This window comes from Streptomyces canus 299MFChir4.1, from assembly GCF_000383615.1.
GTDB classification, from domain to species: domain Bacteria; phylum Actinomycetota; class Actinomycetes; order Streptomycetales; family Streptomycetaceae; genus Streptomyces; species Streptomyces canus_C.
In genome coordinates this window covers 1-17,606 of record NZ_KB911631.1, presented here as the reverse complement: position 1 = coordinate 17,606, position 17,606 = coordinate 1, and the positions used below count along the sequence as shown (strand labels likewise).

Genomic DNA, 17,606 nt, shown 5'->3' with positions numbered 1-17,606 from the left:
GGGTTCGCTGGTGTCTCGTCCCGTCGCTGTCCGACGGGACGAGACACCAAGTTTGGGCGTCAGCGGCCGTAGGCTTCCAGCAGCCGCAGCCACACCTCGCTGACCGTGGGGAACGCCGGAACCGCGTGCCACAGTCGGTCGAGCGGCACTTCCCCGACCACGGCAATCGTCGCCGCGTGCAGCATTTCCGCGACGTCCGGGCCGACGAGCGTGAAGCCGACGATCACCTTTCGGTCCTCGTCGACGACCATCCTGGCCTGACCGCGGAATCCCTCGGCCTGGAGGGAGGAGCCGGCGGTGGCGGCCAGGTCGTAGTCGACGACCCGGATCCGCAGCCCGGCAGCCTCGGCAGCGGCGGCGGTCAGACCGACCGACGCGAGCTCCGGTTCGGTGAAGACCACCTGCGGGACCGCGCGCTCGTCCGATGTGGCCACGTGCCGGCCCCATCGGCCCTGCTCGACTGTCTCGTTCTTCGCCCGGGCCACGATGACATCGCCCACGGCGCGGGCCTGGTACTTGCCCTGATGAGTCAGCAGCACGCGCCGGTTGACGTCGCCGGCCGCGTACAGCCATCCGTCGTCGAACAGTGCGCCGTCCTCGGCGACAACCCGCATGGTGTCATCGACGGTGAGCCAGGCACCGGGCTTCAGACCGACAGTGTCCAGGCCGATGTCCCGCGTATTGGGCGTACGGCCGATCGCGACGAGCAGTTCATCGGCCTCCACCTGCTCACCAGTGGTGAGCGTGATGGACACGGTTCCGTCGTCGGCTCGCTTCACGGACGCGGCCTCGGCTCCGAGGCGGACCGAGACACCGCTCTCGCGCAGCGACTCGACGACGTGCTCACCGGCGAACGGTTCGGCCAGCGGCAGCACTCCGTCACGCGCCAGCATCGTCACCGAGGCGCCCAGACCGGCGAACGCGGTCGCCATCTCCGAGGCCACCACGCCGCCGCCGATGATGGCGAGGCGACGCGGGACTTCACGCGTCACAACCGCTTCCCGGCTCGTCCAGGGCTGTGCCTGGCGCAGCCCTTCCACATCCGGAACCAGCGCGCCGCTTCCGGTCGCGACGACGACCGCGTGCCGTGCGGTCAGCGTGGTCGTGGAGCCATCCTTGCCGGTCACCTCGACGACCCGGGCGGAGCTGATCCGACCGTGTCCGCGGTACAGCGGCACACCCACCGACTCGAGCCAGGACGCCTGTCCGTCGTCCTTCCAGTTCGCAGCGAAGGAATCGCGGCGTTCCAGCACGGCGGCGACATCCAGGTCACCCGTCACCGCCTCACGCGCACCCGGCACCTGTCGCGCCGCGCGGAGCGCCGCCCCACTGCGCAGCAGTGCCTTGGTCGGCATGCAGGCCCAGTACGAGCACTCGCCCCCGACCAGTTCCCGCTCGACGATGGCCGCGGTCAGGCCGCCCTGCACCACCCGGTCAGCGACGTTCTCCCCGACAGGGCCCGCGCCGATGATGACGACGTCATACGTGTTGGTGGTCATGTCAGACCTCCTTGCTGGCGCGGCCGAGACGCAGCGCGGAGACGAGGAAGAAGATGCCGCCGAGAACGGCGTAGCCGGCCACGCCGCTGAGCTTCGGGTCCGTCCCCGAGGCGCTCGCGACGAAGTTCCCGCCGGCCAGCACGGAGATGCCGCCACTGAGGATCATCGGCCACTGGCCGCCCATCGTGCGGCGCCGGACGGCTACGATCAGCTGGACGATTCCGGAAACGATCGCCCAGGCGCCCCACACACGCAGGACCGCCGGGACTCCGGAGGCACTGGCGATGGCGAGGCCCACAGCGGCGATGAGACTGATGGCCATGTTGACCTGCAGGCTGCGAACCTGTCCGTTGTCGCCGGACGTGCGAGCGTCCCAGACCGCCGCGGCGACATCAAAGAGCGGGTAGATGACGACCAGGGCGATGCCGAGCGCTCCGAGGTCGGAACCGGTGGCGAACACCAGGACCGCCCAGACGATGGCGAATGCGAACCGCACCAAGTACAGCTGGCGCAGAGCAGGCGCGATGCCTACGGCAGCGGGAGTGTCAACGGTGGTCACGATGATCCTTTCGAGGTTGCGGCGAAGTCGAAGGTGCGATTCAGCGGGCACGTCCGGCTTGCTCCAGACAACGGCCCTGTAAGGGGCCGCTAGAACCTCCGGAGGTAAGACCGAACGTTCTATCTGCAATCAGCATGACGACTTTGCCGCAACCTGTCAAGACCGAACGTTCTACCTATCTTCTGTTCGCTCTGAGGAGGGCCGAACCAAGCCCCATGACCTGGCCCTCGCCCGCCGCAGAACGACTGCGGCAGACGAGGGCCCGGGCCCTGGAACAACGGCACACCACGGGAGGAGCCGCGGCCGACCTACCGTCATCACCGGTAAATCGACTTCACCTGCTGGTAGTTGAGCAGCGCCTCCGGCCCGAACTCCCGGCCCAGTCCGCTCGCCTTGACCCCGCCGAACGGCGCCGCCGGGTCGACCGTGTAGTGATTCAGCCCGACCGTCCCGGTGTGCATACGACGTGCGACGCGCATGGCGCGCTCGTCGTCGTTCGTCCATACCGTGCCGCCGAGGCCGTACTCCGAGTCGTTCGCGATGCGCACGGCGTCGTCCTCGTCGGTGTAGGGGATGACGGTCAGCACCGGACCGAAGATCTCCTCACGGGCGATGACCTGCGAGTTGTCGACGTCCGCGAACACGGTCGGCGTGACGTAGTAGCCCTTTTCGAGGGTCGGACGCGAGCCGCCCACGACGAGCCGGGCGCCTTCCGTCCTGCCCTTCTCGATGTATCCCTCCACCCGGTCACGCTGGCGCGCGCTCGCCATCGGACCGACCTGCGTCGTGGGGTCCAGGGGATCGCCGACCGTCAACCCGCCCACCAGGGAGGCAACCGCGTCGACGATCTCGTCGTACCGGCTTCGCGGCGCCAGGATGCGAGTGCTGGCGAAGCACGCCTGGCCGTTCGCCAGCAGCGTCGCCTGGACGAACGGTTCGGACATCGCCGCGCCGAGGTCGACGTCGTCGAGGATGACGGCCGCCGACTTGCCCCCGAGCTCCAGCGTGACCGGACGCAGGAGGGTGCCGCAGGTCGCGGCGATCTGCCGGCCCGCAGCAGTGGAGCCGGTGAAGGCCACCTTGTCGATGTCGGGATGAGAGACGAGGTAGGCGCCGACTTCGCGGCCGGCCGGAACCACGTTGACGACACCCGGCGGCAGGCCCGCTTCCTCCACGGCCTCCGCGAAGAGAACCGCGTCCAGCACGGTCTCCGGAGACGGCTTGAGCACAAACGTGCATCCGGCGGCCAGGCCGGGCGCGTACTTCGTCGCCGACAGCAGCTGGGGAGCGTTCCAGGGCACTATCGCCGCCACCACGCCGAGCGGTTCCCGGCGGACATGGACCGGCGCACCGAGCATTCCGTCGCGCACGGTCTCGCCCTGGTCGTCCCGGACGAGGTCGGCGTAGTAGCGCAGCAGGATGGCCGGAAGGGCGCCCTCGACCTGCTGGGAGAGCCCGATCGTCATCCCGTTCTGGGCGCTGACGACGCGCGTGACGTCCTCGGCGCGCCGCTCAAGCGCGTCGGCGAGACGGTAAAGGGCGTCAGCCCGCCGCGCCGGCTCCCACCTGGACCATCCGTCGGGATCGTCGAAAGCGGCCCGGGCGGCGGCTACGGCCGCGTCCATGTCCTTCTCCGTGCCCTCCGGAACGCTGCCGAGGATGTCCTCGGTGCTCGCTCCGAGGACCGTGATCCGCGCATCGGATGCTGGTGCCACCCACTGGCCCCCGATGAACAGCGCATCGTGGTGCGGATTCATGGTGTCTCCTTCATCGGGTGGGGCTACGCCCAGCCCTTGTAGTGGTCGGCCGGCAGGGGGTGGTCGACGGGCACGACGCGGGAGTTGACCGCGGTCAGGCAACCGGGGCAGAACAACTGGCGGAAGACGACCTCCGCGTCGACGTACTCCGACGGGTCGTGCCAGATGTGCGGGCCGGCTTCCGTCGGTGCCGAGTCGCGACGGGGCAGGGACGCGATGTACGCGCCCTCGGCCAGCGGGCCGATCTCGGTGGTGCAATGGACGCACACCACCGTCTCCCCGTCGGACGAATCCACGACGGCGAGGTTGTCGTCGAGCCGGCGTGCCTGGCTCAGGTCGTGGATGCCGATCGGCGCGAGCTGGGCGTCGGACACTCCGATGCCCGCGGCCCGGCGGTGCCGCAGCTTCCTGCGGGTTTCGTCCGTCGCCGTCGTGTCCACTTCACCGTCCTCGCGCAGCACGACGCCGTAGACGTCCCGCGCCGCGTCGGCCGACACCCGCACCTGCAGGACGTCCTCACGGACACTGTCGACCGGACGCAACAGCGGGTCGCCGTATCCGCCGCCGGCCTGCCAGTGCAGATAGAGCGCGTCGCCCGCGCCGAGGGTGGACTCCCCTTCGCAGGGAAGCACCTCCATCTCTCCGCCGAGGTTGTCCAGATCGGCGGGGATCACCGTCGCCCCGGCAAGCTGGGGTACGTCGATGCCACGCACCACGAGGTCGAGCTGCGAGTTGCCCGGGTACCCGCCGGCCAGTCCGACGTTCTGGTTCGCGACCTTGCCGGTTCCCGAGACGACCAACGACATCGATCCGGTCTGGTCCGGGTGCTGCACGTAGCAGACCGAGCCGCTCATCCCGCCCCGCTGCCGGCCCGGACCGCCCGAGTCGGTCTGCTCCCGCCGCCACAGGGCGACGAGAGGGTAGAGGTACTCGGTCATCTCCACGTCAGGTGCCCGAGCCGAGGGAATGATGAGCCGGCCGCCGGTGTCGACGCCGTCGTGGTGCACCTGGGCCCCGTAGCCGCCGGCCATGACGTCGAAGACGGGGGACACGAAGCCCTTGCTGCCACCGCCGCGGACGTCGACGCCCGAGACCACGCAGAGGTCGGTGGTGCCGTTGCAGATGGACTGCACGTCGCTGCGGTGGTCGGGTTCGGCGTCCAGCATCTTGGCCAGCACCTCGGCGACGAGGTTGCCCGCCCCCCAGGCCGGTCCGAAGGGCCCCTTGCCCACGGCCGCCGGGAACGACGCATTGGTGATGGTGTTCTCGTCGGTGATGATCTCGAAGCAGCGCATCAACCCGCCCGCTGCCCAGGGGATGTCGCCCGCCAGGAGAGGCAGCATCGTGAAAACGATCCCGGCTCGCAGCCCCGGATAGGGGCAGTTGATGATGCCGGTCTGTTCAGCTGTTCCTCGGAAGTCGAAGACGAGCCGATCGGCTTCCTTGGTCATGGTGACCTTGATGGCGTGCAGGCCCCGATCACCGGTCTGCGACTGCTCCTGGTAACCGACGGCGCTCCACGTCCCGTCGGGCAGGTTGTCGAGCTTGGCACGCAGCCGGCGTTCGGCGTCGTCCATCATCCGGCGCATCACGGCCTTGACGGTGTCGGCACCGTACTTGGTGATGAGACGCAGGATCTGCTCGGCGGCGTTCTTGTTCGCGGCGATCTTGGCGCGCAGGTCGAGACCCACCAGATGAGGAAGGCGTGACCTGCGCACCCAGGCTTCGGAGACGTCGCGTTGCAGCACTCCGCCGCGCACGACCTTGATCGGCGGCGTGGGGACGGCTTCGCCGAACACGTCCTGGGCCGACGGGCTGAACGAGCCTGGCCGCGGCCCGCCGAGGTCGACCTGGTGGGCGATGGCTGTCGTCCAGCCGAACAGCTTGCCGTCGTGGAAGATCGGCGCCAGGATCGCGGCGTCGTTCTGGTGCAGTCCACCGCCGATCCACGGGTCGTTGCAGAGGAACATGTCGCCCTCTTCGATGCCCGGGTTGTCGCTGCGGTTGCGCAGTGTCCAGACGATGGCCAGGTCCATCGAGCCGATGAGACCTACGTTGTAGGCCCCGACCTGGACCTGCTCGCCGAGCTCGTCACAGATGGAGAAGTTGAAGTCGTTGGACTCGGTGACGACGTGTGAGCCCGACATGCGGCGCAGTGTCTCACCCATCTCCTGGGTGATGGCCCACAGCCGGTGCCGCACCACCTCGTAGGTCAGGGCGTCGACCTGGTCGGCCGTATCGGCGTCGATCTGATGCAGTGGCAGGGTGGGCGAGATCTGCCGGAGCAGTTCCTCGCGGGGCAGGGGGCGGCTGGTGAACTCGTCGGCCCCGGGGATCTTCGATGTCATGGAAGCTGTCCTCACTGGTAACGCAGTACGAGGTTGCCGAGGCGGTCGACTCGGCCGGTGACCCCGGCGGGGACCACGACCACCGTGGTCGGGACGTCGACGATGGCCGGCCCGACAAGCTCGTGGCCTGCCCGCAGCCGGGCATAGTCGTAGACGGGGGTGGGCACGTAGCCGATCTGCGAGTCGAGGCAGACGTGGCGTTCCGCGATGAGGGCCTCGGCCGGGTCGGGGCTGTCGGCCTCGGACGCGGTCGGCAACGTGACGGGAAAGCCGAGACTGGCCTTGGCCCGCACGCGGTAGGTGATCGCCTGTACTCCGGCCTCGCGGTAGCCGGCGCCACTGCCGTTGATGCGCTCGTACTGCTCCTCGAAGCGCTCAAGGATCTCGGCACCGGTGTGCTCGTTGAACTCGGTGTCCGGTACGGCCGTGGACAGCTCGGTGACCTGCATCGAGTACCGCAGGTCGATCTCGCGCTGCAGCGTGACGTCCTGGAACTTGACCTTCTGCCGGTCGAGCGCGCGCTGCAGATCGGCTTCCAGGCGGGCGTAGTGGGATTCGAGCACCGTGTGGTCGACCGGGAAGGCGGACGGGTCGGACAGCTCGGCGCTCATGATGATGTCCGAGGCCGCGAGTCCGTAGGCCGAGAAGGCGGAGGCGACGGGCCCGAGCGGCACGACGACCTCGCTGACACCCAGGTCCTGGCAGTAACCGGCGCAGTGCGCGGGGCCGGCACCGCCGAAGGCGTAGGCGACGAAGTCGCGGGGGTCGTAGCCGGCTTGGACGACGGCCCTGCGCAGGAGATCGCCCGCCTGAGCGTTCTGCACCTCGTGAATGGCGATGGCGGCTTCTTCGACGGTGAGGCCGAGCGGCACGGCCACGTGCTCGCGGATCGCTTCCCGCGCCAGGTCCATCCGCAGCGGCTTCCGGCCGCCGAGCAGGCCGTGCGGGCTGAGAATGCCGAGGACCAGGTTCGCGTCGGTGTTCGTGGGGCGGGTGCCTCCGTTGCCGTAGCAAGCGGGGCCGGGGACGGCCTCGGCGCTCTGCGGGCCCAGACGCAGGTTTCCGCCGGCGTCCACCGAGGCGAGTGCCCCACCGCCCGAGCCGATGGTGTGCACGCGGATGGTCGCCGCGTTGATCGGGAACTGGTTCACGATGGAGCCCGGTGCCATGACCGGTTCTCCGTCGACGATGAGTCCGGCGAGGAAGGTGGTGCCGCCGACGTCGGTTGTGATGACGTTGCGGTGCCCCAGTTGTTCGGCCAGGCGCATGCCGCCGATGACGCCGCCGGACAGCACGGAACCGATCGTGGTGATGGCGTGTTCCGGCGCGCGGTCGGCGGTGATGGTGCCGCCCTCGCTCTGCATGACCAGCAGGGGGCCCTTGAGGCCGCCCTCCTCCAACTGCTTTTGCAGAGGGAGGAGATAAGTGCGCAGGCGGGGACCGACCTGGGCGTTCATGATGGTCGTGGAGGTCCTCGCGAATTCGCGGATGCGCGGGCTGACCTCGGACGAAAGGGTGACATACATGTCCGGGGCGATCTCGTGGATCAGCTCGCGGACGCGTTTTTCGTGCGCGTCGTTCTTGAACGACCACAGCAGGCAGACCGCGATCGCCTCGACGCCCTGGTCCACGAGGGATTGCGCGACACTGCGCACCTCGTCCTCGTCGAGGGGGACCAGGACCTTGCCCGCATGGTCGATCCGCTCGGTGACTTCGAGCGCCCGGTACTTCGGGATCAGCGGCGCGGGCTTCCGCTGACGGAGTGTGTCCTGGATTTCATGGGCCGACCGGCCGAGCGTGCGGCCTTCGGCGTTCATGATGTAGATCGCGTCACGGTGCCCCTTCGTGGCGATGAGCCCCACGTCGGCGACCTGGCCCTGGACCAGCGCGTTGATCGAAGCGGTCGTGCCGTGGGCGATGTAGTCGGTCTGCGAGAGCAGCTCGGCGACATCGATACCCAACTCGCCCGCGATGTCCTCGATCGCGCGCATGACACCGACCTCGCGGTGCGGCGGTGTCGTCGGCGTCTTGGCGGACACGATCCGGCCGGCACCGTCGGAGGCGACCGCGTCGGTGAACGTTCCGCCGACGTCGATGCCCAGTGCGTATGACATGTACTTTCTCCTGTTGATCTCTACCGCTGGTAGGCGGCGATCCGCCCGGTGACTGTCTGCAGGACCTCGTCGGGACGAGCGTCCGACCCACCCATCCAGGCCACGTGTTGGTCAGGGCGCACGAGCAACAGCTCGGTGGGATAGCGGTCAGGCCACCGTGCGGGCAGGTCGACGACGACCAGGGGGATGCCGAGGTCGGCGGCCGCCGAGGTCCAGGACGTCACACTGACGCCGGGGTCCGTCCGTAGGAGGGTGAAGCCGGGGCCGAGCACGTCGAGCACGGATCGGCCGTCGTCGAGCCAGACGTGTGGCAGCCGGAATCCGGGCTGTGCTCGTTCCATGTAGCCGCCCATGGAGATCGCCTCCTGGTCCTGGCCGCCGATCACCAGCGGGGAGCCCGCGTAGTGGTAGCCGAAGCTGAAGCCGTCGGGCGAGTACCGATGGGGCTCTGAGACGGCGAGCCGGTCGGCGAACTCGGAACGAGCCTGCTCACCCTTGGGACCGGACAGGTGGATGTCGGGCGAGAACTCCGCGAACGCCCGGCTGGCCGCCGACCCCACCGCGCCGGCGAACTGCTCACCCACCGGCTTGCGCTCCTGCTCATAGGCGTCCAGCACCTCCGGTGAGGCCCACCCGTGATGGACCGCCGCCAGCATCCAGCCCAGTGTCGCCGCGTCCTGGATCCCCGCGTTCATGCCGAATCCCCCGACGGGGATCCAGATGTGGGCGGCGTCTCCGGCCAGGAACACCCTGCCGGTCCGATACCGCTGGGCGACAAGTCGGCGCCCGGTCCAGCGGACCACGCCCAGCACCTCGTGCTCGACCTGACCCCCCACCGCCTCTCGCAGCAGTTCTTCCGGGTCCTCGCTCTCGGTGTCGTGGTCCGGCGCGAAGGCGACGTGGTTGAGCCACAGCGCGTCGCCGTCGATGGCGATCAGCGAAGCGATCTGGCGCCCATAGGTCCAGTACGTCCAAGCCGGGTCCTGTGCGGCCAGCCGCCCGAATTCGGGCGATCGGAAGAACGTCGACACAAACTTCTGGATCGCGTCGACACCCTCGTAGCGGATACCCAGCTGACGCCGCACGGTGCTGTGGGCACCGTCGCAACCGACCACGTACGCGCAGCGCAGGCTGCGACGCTCCCCGGAGGTCTCCACCACCGCCTCGACGTGATCGTCGTACTGCTCGAACTCGACCAGGCGAGTGCCCCGCTCAAGGGTGAGCCCGGGAAGCTTGCGCGCGTGCTCCTCCAGGATCGGCTCGAGGTAAAGCTGCGAGATCCGGTGCTGCGGCTCCGGCGTGGGCCAGGCCTCCTTGCCCACGCCGTCCAGTACGTCACGGGACGAGGGCAGGTCGATGCGGAAGATCTCCTCACCGCTCAGGGTCGTCCGGTACTGAATCGAAGTGGGGTAGTCCTCGGGCAGCCCGGCCCGCCGGATGTCGTCGGCGAGCCCGAGCCGGCGGAAGATCTCCATCGACCGCGCGGACGTGGTGTTGCATCGGGGATTGACGGCCCGTTCCTCGGTCGCCTCCACGACGTGGCACCGCACGCCGCGACGGGCCAAGTCGATGGCCAGTGTCAGTCCGGCGGGACCGGCGCCGACGACCAGGACCTCAACTCGGTCCTCTTCGTTGCTGGTTGACTTCGTCATGCGCTAAGAAACTCTCCTACCAGGCTGCAGAACTCATCCGGTCGGTCGACGTGGATCCAGTGCCCTGCCCCCGCTACCACCTTCAGGCGGGCGTTGGGAAGGGCATCGACGAGGCGCTCGGAGACCTCGACCGGTGAGACCCGGTCGCGAGCGCCGTGCAGAGCGAGGACCGGACTGACGATCTTCGTAAGGTCGACGGGAGGAAGCCCGTCCTCGACGTCGGCGAACATCGACCGGAACGCCGACTCCGCCCCAGGGCGCAGAGCCTGCCGCAACCGGATGTCAGCGAGCTCGTCCAGGAGCTCGGCGTGCACGCTCTCGTCGGCGACCAGCCGAGCCAGGGTGGCCCGCATGGAACTCTTGGTCGGGTCTTCGTAGAAGGGAACGACCCGGGGCAGCGGTCCCGTTCCCGCTCCCCCCATGACGACGGCGCGGTCGATGCGGTCAGGCGCCATGGACAGCAGCGCCAGGGCCGCGGCTCCGCCTGCGGCCGAGTTGCCCAGGAGATGCACACGCTCCAGGCCCAGGCGATCGAGGATGTCCAAGACCCGCTGCGCTCGGGCCCGCGCCCAGGCGCGCGGTCCCTCGATCCCGGCGGAGCCGGCGATCTGCGTGCCAAATCCCAGGAGATCCGGGGCCAGGCAGGAGAACTCACCCGAGAGCCGGGAGCGCACGCCGACCCAGTTGCTCTCGGCGTCGACGCCCGGCCCTCCCCCGTGAAGCAGGACCAGAACCGGATGGACGCCTGTACGGACGGCATCCTCTGATGTGGCCGACACGTGCAGCCTCCTAACTGGATCGTACGTCGGGTCTTTTGTCACGGCAGTGGAGCAAGGCACTCGTGCGTATCGACTAACCGCGACGAGGTCAGGGACATCACCCGCAATGCGGCCATGTGTATCTCCTCGGCAGAATCGGGGCCTGTTCCGAGGTCTGGACAGTCACAGGACGCGCGGCCGTCCAAGATCACCATGGAACGGAATCCGCGTTCCAGGCCGCCGCGAGCTGCTCCGAGCACGCAGCACTCGGTCGTCATACCGGTGAGGATCACGGTTTCGACGCCCGGGCCCCGCAGGATGATCTCCAGGTCGGTAGCGTGGAAGGAGTCGCAGCGATGCTTCTTGATCACGGGCTCACCCGGACGCGGCGCGAGACTGGGATGGGGATGGATCTCCACCCCGCGCTCACCGTCGGCGCGGGCTGCCTCACGCACCTGCTGGACGGCCGGGATCACGCGCCGTCCCTCCGGAAACTCCAGCGGCGCACCCTCCACGAAATCGTTCTGCATGTCGATGTCGAGCAGCGCCGTACGGCCCACGTCGAAGGGCGAACTGCTCATGTGGACCTCCTGGGGCTCGAACGACTGGGATTCGTGGAAGGGCAACGTCATGCTTCGGCCGCTACGCCGTCGACAGTTTTGAGGTCAGTCGGGAAGCTCCGTGGCGGTTCGCGTACGCGGAGGCCAGGACCGGCAGGCCAACGGCCATCGCTCCGACGGCCGCACCGGTAACCAGTCGGCCGGCGAGGAGCTGACCGAAGTTCTGAGAGAGGGACGCGGCGAGCATGCCCAGCGACGCCAAGGCCAGGCCGCCGAGGCTGAGCCGCCGGCGCCCGATGCGGTCGACGAAGGGCGCCAGGAAGAGCGCGCCTACGGCCATGCCGGCCAGTCCGCCGCTCAGCAGTAAACCGACACCCGAAGGGGACAAGCTCCATTCACGGGTGATCGTCGGCCCGACGAAGGATGCGACCAGGAGGTCGAACCCGTCGATCAAGCTGATCACGAGACACAACGCGACCGCCCCGACCTGGACGCGACTCATCGGCGCGTTTTTGACCTGCTCCAGGACGTTCAAAGGGAAACCTCGCTTCTTTGCGACGTTCGATTGGCCCTCGTGAGAGCTGAACCAGCGCTGGGCCCGCGCAGGACGCGAAACGCCCCGTGGTCTGTATGTAGCGTTCACTCTACGGTGTCGGATACGCGTTGGCTATATGCGTGACACGACTGTGGTCGCACTTGTCCGGTTACCGGGGGAATTCGCTGCCGTAGTCACCGGTGCGGGCGCATGCGATCACCGAAGGGTGGTCAACGGAACCCTTTGGGCCGTTGGAAGACCGTCGACGAAACGGCACCACCGCTGGTCGGCGGATGGCACGTGGACCGGATCCGGCATGTCGGCCAGGCCAACGCCGAATCGGCCGGCCGGCTCGCGGCGAAACCGCCTCTAACTGCGAAGACACCAGATCAGGTACACCACTCCCCGAGCCGAAGGACCGGCGGGCCAACCGCAAACACAAGGCAGCAACGGCGGCCGAGCCACCCGCTTCGACTCAGAGATCTACAAGCGCGGCGCTCAGCGCCACTCGTTATGACAAACGCCCCCACGTCTTCCACGGCACCACCGCCGCGATCCTGCTCTGGCTTCGGGCCTGACCAGCTGCCGCAGTCGCGCTTCGGTTCCAAGGCCGCGATGAGCCGGCAGGCCGGTCGCGGCCTTGGAACCAGGGCTCAGTCCACGATCCTCGACTGATCTGCCGTATCGGCCGTGCGGGAGACGGGCTTCCAGCGCCGGCGGCGATCACGTGCGGTCACATCCCCCACCGGGGCGTTATCTCGGCAACAGTCAGGGACGCGGGATGCAAGGCCGCGTTGCGGCGATGCCGCTTGGATGTGGGCATGTCCGCCTTGGCCAGCGCACGGCCGCGGGCTAGGTCGGGGCGGTCGGCGGTGACGATGAAGACATGAACGCCGGAAGTTCCTTCAGCGGTGAGCGTCGGAATGGTGACAGCCCAATAAGTCATAGCGTGTCTCCTGCGGGACATGCGGCAAAGGGGCGGACTGGGCGGGGCGTTCCTCGGTCTGCGTCGGCCTACGACCCGATACTGCGTGGATTGCAGTCTGTGTCGTCGGGTGTCATCGCAGCGCAGCCGAGTGTTTCCGTTCGCGGCAGGTCGACAGCCTGCCAGGCAGCTTCCCAGCCGCTCGAAGTCTGGTGGCTTGAGCGGGGGCAAAGGAGGCCTGGGCCGAGCACAGAGCAGCATAGGGTCTCCACGCTTCCCTTGTAGAGCGCTCGGTACAGAGCGTACCGCGAACCTGCCATCTGGCAAGACAGAACGTTCTACATTTCCGAAAAAAGCATGGAACCCGCGCCCCGTCCACGCTTGAACGCCTTCTGGGTGGAGGGATCAAGGGCAGTGGAGCCGACACGGCGATCGGCAACGCCGCACATCCGCACAGCCTGCGCGGCGGCGTGATTGCCCTGGGCGGAGCCGCCTCAGCCGGCATCCGATGCGTGAGCGCTCGATGCTCCGGCGCCACGTGCGGGCCGATTCCTGCGGGCGTCCGCAGGTCCCGCAAACAGAACCCCGCCAGGGATTCGTTGGACCGCTACGCCAGGCCGCGTTGTGCTGCCAGCCCGCGGATCAACGAAACGAATGGGCCAACTTGGGCGCTGTAGGTCGATTTGTCGAAGCTGTTCATCACCGAGAAGCCGTCTGTCATGGCTCGTCCGAGAACCGCCAACTCGTCGACGAGAACCTTGGCGTCCTCATCACCGTCCGAGGCGAAAATCGGAGTGAGGGCTTCCACCCAGGACTTGTGGGCATAGTCGCGGATGCGACGCACGATCTGCTGAACCGCTTCGACATCCTTGTGCGGGCCAACGCTGATGGCGACCAGGAGACGCAGATAGTCCGGCCGCCGGTCGAGAGATCTGCAAGCCGCTGAGAACCACGCCTCCAGACGCTCCAGCGGCGCCAACTCGTCGAACGAGGACGGGTTGGGAAACAAGGCGTGCAGTTCCTCGAAGGTGCGTTCCAGGAGTGCCGCCAGGACCCCGAATTTGTTGCCGAAGTGATAGTAGATCGAACTGGGTGGAAGTCCCGATTGCGACGACAGGTCCGAGATGGCCATGCCGTCGTAGCCCTTCTCGCCGATGAGCGAGCGAGCCGCGTTCAAGATGACCTCGCGGCTGCTCAAGCCGGCACCAGCCGACGCCGTACCTGATTCCCTCGCCATGTGGGCCATCATAGATCCCAACGCCTGTCGCCCAGTGGGGGACCCGGCACTGGACACGTTCACCTCTCGACCACGGCCTTCGCCGGCGACTGCGACACCCCGGTCAAAGAGCGCGTCTGCCGGACTCGAGAACCGCCCGGTACAGCTGGAGCGCTCGCACCAGCCCCGTGCTTCCGTCCGCGCCGTGGAGCCACCCAACGACTGGACTCCTCGCACGGGCTCGGGATGCAGTGCCCATCCTGTAGTGCTCCGCCAGGGGGCAGGGTGCCTGCGAGCGGGCCACGCATGTTGCCGGTTACCAGGACGAAGCCTTCGCTGGAGCCACTGGCTGGACGATGCCGACGTACACGCGAAATGCAGGTTGCCCAGGGCCCGGGAGCCATCGTTCCGCCCCTGATGCCCCCCTGCTCCGTTGGCCGTCAGCCTCCGCGGGCAGAGAGCAGTCAGCCCATCCTCGCCGCGAGTTGGTCGAGCTTTTCTCCCAGACTTCCAACGGCGATCGATATGTGCCCGCCCTTGTTCTCTATGTGAGCGCGAACGGTCGGCAGATGGGCGGCAAGCCATGCCCCATGGGCGACCGGCACCATGCGGTCCATCGCGCCGTGCCACAGCTCTATGGGGGCGGTGATGCCAGCCGGATCGAACCCCCATGGTGCCGTCAGCGCATGCAGGTCCTCAAACCATCCGGCGTACCCGTCAGCCAGTCCATGGTGCATGTTCACGGCGCTTTCCACGCCATAGGTGCCATTGAGCATCATGGCGTCCACTGTCGGCAGCAGACTCGCCATCGCAGATGCGACCTCGGCAGGGTTCTCCTCCCGGATGGCAGCGGCCATCTGAGAGATGACCGCGCGCTGCGCCTCCTCGCCTCGCGCCAGGGCCCTGAACTGAATGATGTTCATCAACCCCATGTCGCCGACGAAATTGAGTCCGTCGGCGTCGTACGGAGCGAACGAGCCCAGCAGGAGCACGCCCGACGCACGCTGTGGATCTGCCGCACCGGTGGCCATCGCGTGCGGTCCGCCGGAGGACCACCCCGCAACGACGTAGCGGTCAACGCCCAGATGATCCATCAGGGCACGGCTCGCCTCGGCTGTATCGGCGAGCGTGCGCCCCGGCGTCGAGGTTGACGCACCGTAGCCTGGACGTGAGTAGGTGACGATGCGGTATCCCCGTTCTGTGGCCGAGTGGAAGAAGGAGCCGACTGGAACCGCAGAGCCTGGCATGCCATGGTGAAAGAGCACGACCGGGCCGTCATCTTCTCCTCGTACCGCATACTCGAGAACACGGCCGTCCCCCAGGTCCAGGGACTTGAGGGTCCCGTTTGCGGAGCTGTGGCCCCGCCCCATGACGGCTCGGCGCCCGGCTCCGCTTTTGCTCAAGCCGCCCTTCTTGCCGTGGCTCGCAGCATCGAACTGCACTGGTTCTCCCCGGTTGATCGATCGTCCGTCAGCCCTCCACAGCACGTCGTCCGCACTCCGCGCACTTGACGCACACCCGAACATCCTTTCTTCTAGATAGAACGTTCTGCATCGCTAGCATGGCAGCCGTAACTTTGCCCGTCAAGACCGAACGTTCTATCTGGTAGGACTGAGACATGGTGCGTAGTAATCCCACTGGCCGACCCTCTGACGCTCGGTCCCGACTGCTCAGCACGGCTTGTCGGATCTTCTACGAGGAAGGAATCCACTCCGTCGGGGTTGACCGCATCGTCACCGAAGCACAGGTGACCCGGGCGACTTTCTACCGGCACTTCCCCAGCAAGGAAGACCTCGTGCTCGCTTACCTTGACGAGGCGCATCAAACCGAACGCCAGCAGGCGGAGGCGGCTGCCGCTGCCGATCTGCCGGCAGCGGACACCCTGCGAAAGCTCAGCAAGTCCATCGCCCAGAAAATCCAAGTACCCGGCTTTCGAGGCTGCGCGTTCCTCAACGCTGTCGCTGAGTACCCCGACCCTGGCCATCCAGTACACCTGGCCGTACTCGCTCACCGCCAGTGGTTCCTCGAGACGGTTGGGCAGTTGCTGGCCAAGGTGCGGGAAGCTCCTGCCGAAGTCGCCGCTCACCATTTCGTGATGATGCGTGATGGGGCTACGGCCGCCGGCTGCCTGTTCGACCCTTCAATAGTGTGCGAGACGTTTTTGCGCGGGGTCGACGTCCTCCTGCGGGCTCACGCCGCAGCCCCCTACGCGGAGCCGAACATTATGTCCGCTACCGGAACGTGATGGCCGAGTCCGTTGACCCTCACCTCCACTGGCTCCCGTCACACGAGTACCGGAACGGACATCGACCTGCACGAGCAGGGCGGGCGACCGGCGGCCGGCAGGCCAAGCTGCCGGCATCCCGGTGATCGTGGCGGACCACGACCCGGCCCTGTAGGGCGAGGCGGGGCACACCGCCGCGACAAGCGCTCCACACCGACAATCGAAACGCACATTCAGGACAGAACGTTCTGTCTTGACAGCAGTCCACTCAGAGGTCACACTGGCACGAGACAGAACGTTCTACCTTGGTTCTGTCATCAGCCGGGAATCGCCACGGCGATGACTGCGGACGCGACTGCGGCACAGCAGCTCAACCAGGCCACTTACTGAAACAGGAGAGCAAAGTGAGCGACACTATTTACAGGGGTATTGCCACGTCCACTGGTGACGGCAGGGCCGGAGGCCGGGCGCAGACCAACGACGGCCTGCTCGACGTCACGTTGGCAATCCCGAAGGAGATGGGCGGCCCCGGCGGCGCGACCAATCCCGAGCAGCTGTTCGCGGCGGGCTGGGCTTCTTGCTTTCATTCGGCGCTCAAGGCTGTAGCGGCCCAGCAGAAGACGCAGATCTCCGACTCTGCGGTCGTTGTCGAGGTGGGGGTCGAGAAGACGCCGGAGGGGGGATTCGGTCTGAACGCCGCCCTGCATGTCGAACTGTCCGACGTGGAGCAGGAGACAGCGGAAAAGCTGGTCGAGGCCGCCCACGCGATGTGCCCGTACTCCAACGCGACCCGCGGCAACGTTCCAGTGACTATCGATGTCACGGTAGGTTGACGCCGCCGGACCGGGGGAACTGGGCTCCATCTCCCCCGGTCCAAATGGGACACCACACTTCCTCCGGACATCCGGTACTATGGTTTAATATCGAACGTTCTATCTTGTCGAAATCCAAGTGAGCGTATGAGTCGGAGTACGGAAGGTGGGCGTTGTGTCTGAGGCGCGGACGCGGTTGCTGAACACGGCAACCCGGATTTTCTACGCCGAGGGGATCCATTCCGTCGGTATCGACCGGATCGTGGCAGAGGCGCAGGTGACCCGGGCCACGTTGTACCGGCACTTCGCGAGCAAGGAAGACCTCATCCTGGCCTACCTCGCGCAGGCCGACCAGGGCATCCGGGGGCGGGTGGCGGCCGCGCAGGCCAGCAGCCCGTCATCGTACGATCAGGTCCGGGCCGTGGCCAGGACCATCACCGACGGCATCCAGTCACCCGGCTTTCGCGGCTGTGCCTTCCTCAACGCGGCGGCCGAGTACTCCGATCCCGCCCACCCGATCCACCAGGCCGTCCTGGCCCACCGGCAATGGTTCCTGACCACCGTCACCGACCTGCTGGCACAGAGCAGCGAGACAACGGCCGAGGCTGCCGGGCGTCACTTCGTCATGCTCCGCGACGGCGCCATGG

General features: G+C 67.4%; 15 protein-coding genes. 3 read left to right on the top strand and 12 right to left on the bottom strand.

Annotated elements, in window-relative coordinates:
- Positions 1 to 59: 59 nt before the first annotated feature.
- The 12 genes from H293_RS0144365 to H293_RS0144310 all read right to left on the bottom strand — a co-directional run bounded on the left by H293_RS0144365 (position 60) and on the right by H293_RS0144310 (position 15,365).
- Positions 60 to 1,499 (bottom strand): dihydrolipoyl dehydrogenase family protein, encoded by a 1,440-nt coding sequence (locus H293_RS0144365; RefSeq protein ID WP_020124212.1) that lies wholly within the window; start codon positions 1,497 to 1,499, stop codon positions 60 to 62.
- A 1-nt stretch (position 1,500) separates the two neighbouring features.
- Positions 1,501 to 2,058, bottom strand: a complete 558-nt coding sequence (locus H293_RS0144360) for a DUF308 domain-containing protein (protein WP_020124211.1) — start codon at positions 2,056 to 2,058, stop codon at positions 1,501 to 1,503.
- 317 nt (positions 2,059 to 2,375) lie between these two features.
- A complete protein-coding gene (locus H293_RS0144355) occupies positions 2,376 to 3,815 on the bottom strand; it encodes an aldehyde dehydrogenase (RefSeq protein ID WP_020124210.1) in 1,440 nt (479 codons plus the stop codon).
- Positions 3,816 to 3,838: 23 nt separating this feature from the next.
- Complete coding sequence (locus H293_RS0144350) at positions 3,839 to 6,163, bottom strand: hydantoinase B/oxoprolinase family protein (RefSeq protein ID WP_020124209.1); 2,325 nt, start codon at positions 6,161 to 6,163, stop codon at positions 3,839 to 3,841.
- Positions 6,164 to 6,174: 11 nt separating this feature from the next.
- Positions 6,175 to 8,277 carry a hydantoinase/oxoprolinase family protein gene (locus H293_RS0144345; protein ID WP_020124208.1) on the bottom strand — a complete coding sequence of 701 codons (2,103 nt, stop codon included), beginning with the start codon at positions 8,275 to 8,277 and terminating at the stop codon, positions 6,175 to 6,177.
- Between the two features lie 20 nt (positions 8,278 to 8,297).
- Entirely contained in the window at positions 8,298 to 9,929 is a 1,632-nt protein-coding gene (locus tag H293_RS0144340; RefSeq protein ID WP_020124207.1) for an FAD-dependent monooxygenase, read from the bottom strand.
- Positions 9,926 to 10,708 carry an alpha/beta fold hydrolase gene (locus H293_RS0144335; RefSeq protein ID WP_020124206.1) on the bottom strand — a complete coding sequence of 261 codons (783 nt, stop codon included), beginning with the start codon at positions 10,706 to 10,708 and terminating at the stop codon, positions 9,926 to 9,928. Before H293_RS0144335 ends, H293_RS0144340 begins: the two co-directional genes overlap by 4 nt.
- Before the next feature lie 38 nt (positions 10,709 to 10,746).
- Positions 10,747 to 11,268 (bottom strand): cysteine hydrolase family protein, encoded by a 522-nt coding sequence (locus tag H293_RS0144330; protein ID WP_033416529.1) that lies wholly within the window; start codon positions 11,266 to 11,268, stop codon positions 10,747 to 10,749.
- Positions 11,269 to 11,329: 61 nt separating this feature from the next.
- Positions 11,330 to 11,782 (bottom strand): MFS transporter, encoded by a 453-nt coding sequence (locus tag H293_RS0144325; RefSeq protein WP_020124204.1) that lies wholly within the window; start codon positions 11,780 to 11,782, stop codon positions 11,330 to 11,332.
- A gap of 733 nt (positions 11,783 to 12,515) precedes the next feature.
- Positions 12,516 to 12,728 carry a hypothetical protein gene (locus tag H293_RS0144320; RefSeq protein WP_020124203.1) on the bottom strand — a complete coding sequence of 71 codons (213 nt, stop codon included), beginning with the start codon at positions 12,726 to 12,728 and terminating at the stop codon, positions 12,516 to 12,518.
- A 586-nt stretch (positions 12,729 to 13,314) separates the two neighbouring features.
- The gene (locus tag H293_RS0144315) at positions 13,315 to 13,944 is read right to left on the bottom strand and encodes a TetR/AcrR family transcriptional regulator (RefSeq protein ID WP_028808743.1); all 630 of its coding nucleotides are present in this window, start codon (positions 13,942 to 13,944) and stop codon (positions 13,315 to 13,317) included.
- Positions 13,945 to 14,387: 443 nt separating this feature from the next.
- On the bottom strand, positions 14,388 to 15,365 hold the full coding sequence (locus H293_RS0144310) for an alpha/beta fold hydrolase (RefSeq protein ID WP_259294691.1): 978 nt from the start codon (positions 15,363 to 15,365) through the stop codon (positions 14,388 to 14,390).
- A gap of 176 nt (positions 15,366 to 15,541) precedes the next feature.
- On the opposite strand from H293_RS0144310, the gene H293_RS0144305 reads away from it, so the two are divergent.
- The 3 genes from H293_RS0144305 to H293_RS0144295 all read left to right on the top strand — a co-directional run.
- Positions 15,542 to 16,168, top strand: a complete 627-nt coding sequence (locus H293_RS0144305; RefSeq protein ID WP_028808742.1) for a TetR/AcrR family transcriptional regulator — start codon at positions 15,542 to 15,544, stop codon at positions 16,166 to 16,168.
- Between the two features lie 383 nt (positions 16,169 to 16,551).
- Entirely contained in the window at positions 16,552 to 16,980 is a 429-nt protein-coding gene (locus H293_RS0144300) for an organic hydroperoxide resistance protein (RefSeq protein WP_020124199.1), read from the top strand.
- A gap of 145 nt (positions 16,981 to 17,125) precedes the next feature.
- Positions 17,126 to 17,606: TetR/AcrR family transcriptional regulator (locus H293_RS0144295; protein WP_033416525.1), on the top strand; the 481-nt coding region annotated here is incomplete at its 3' end.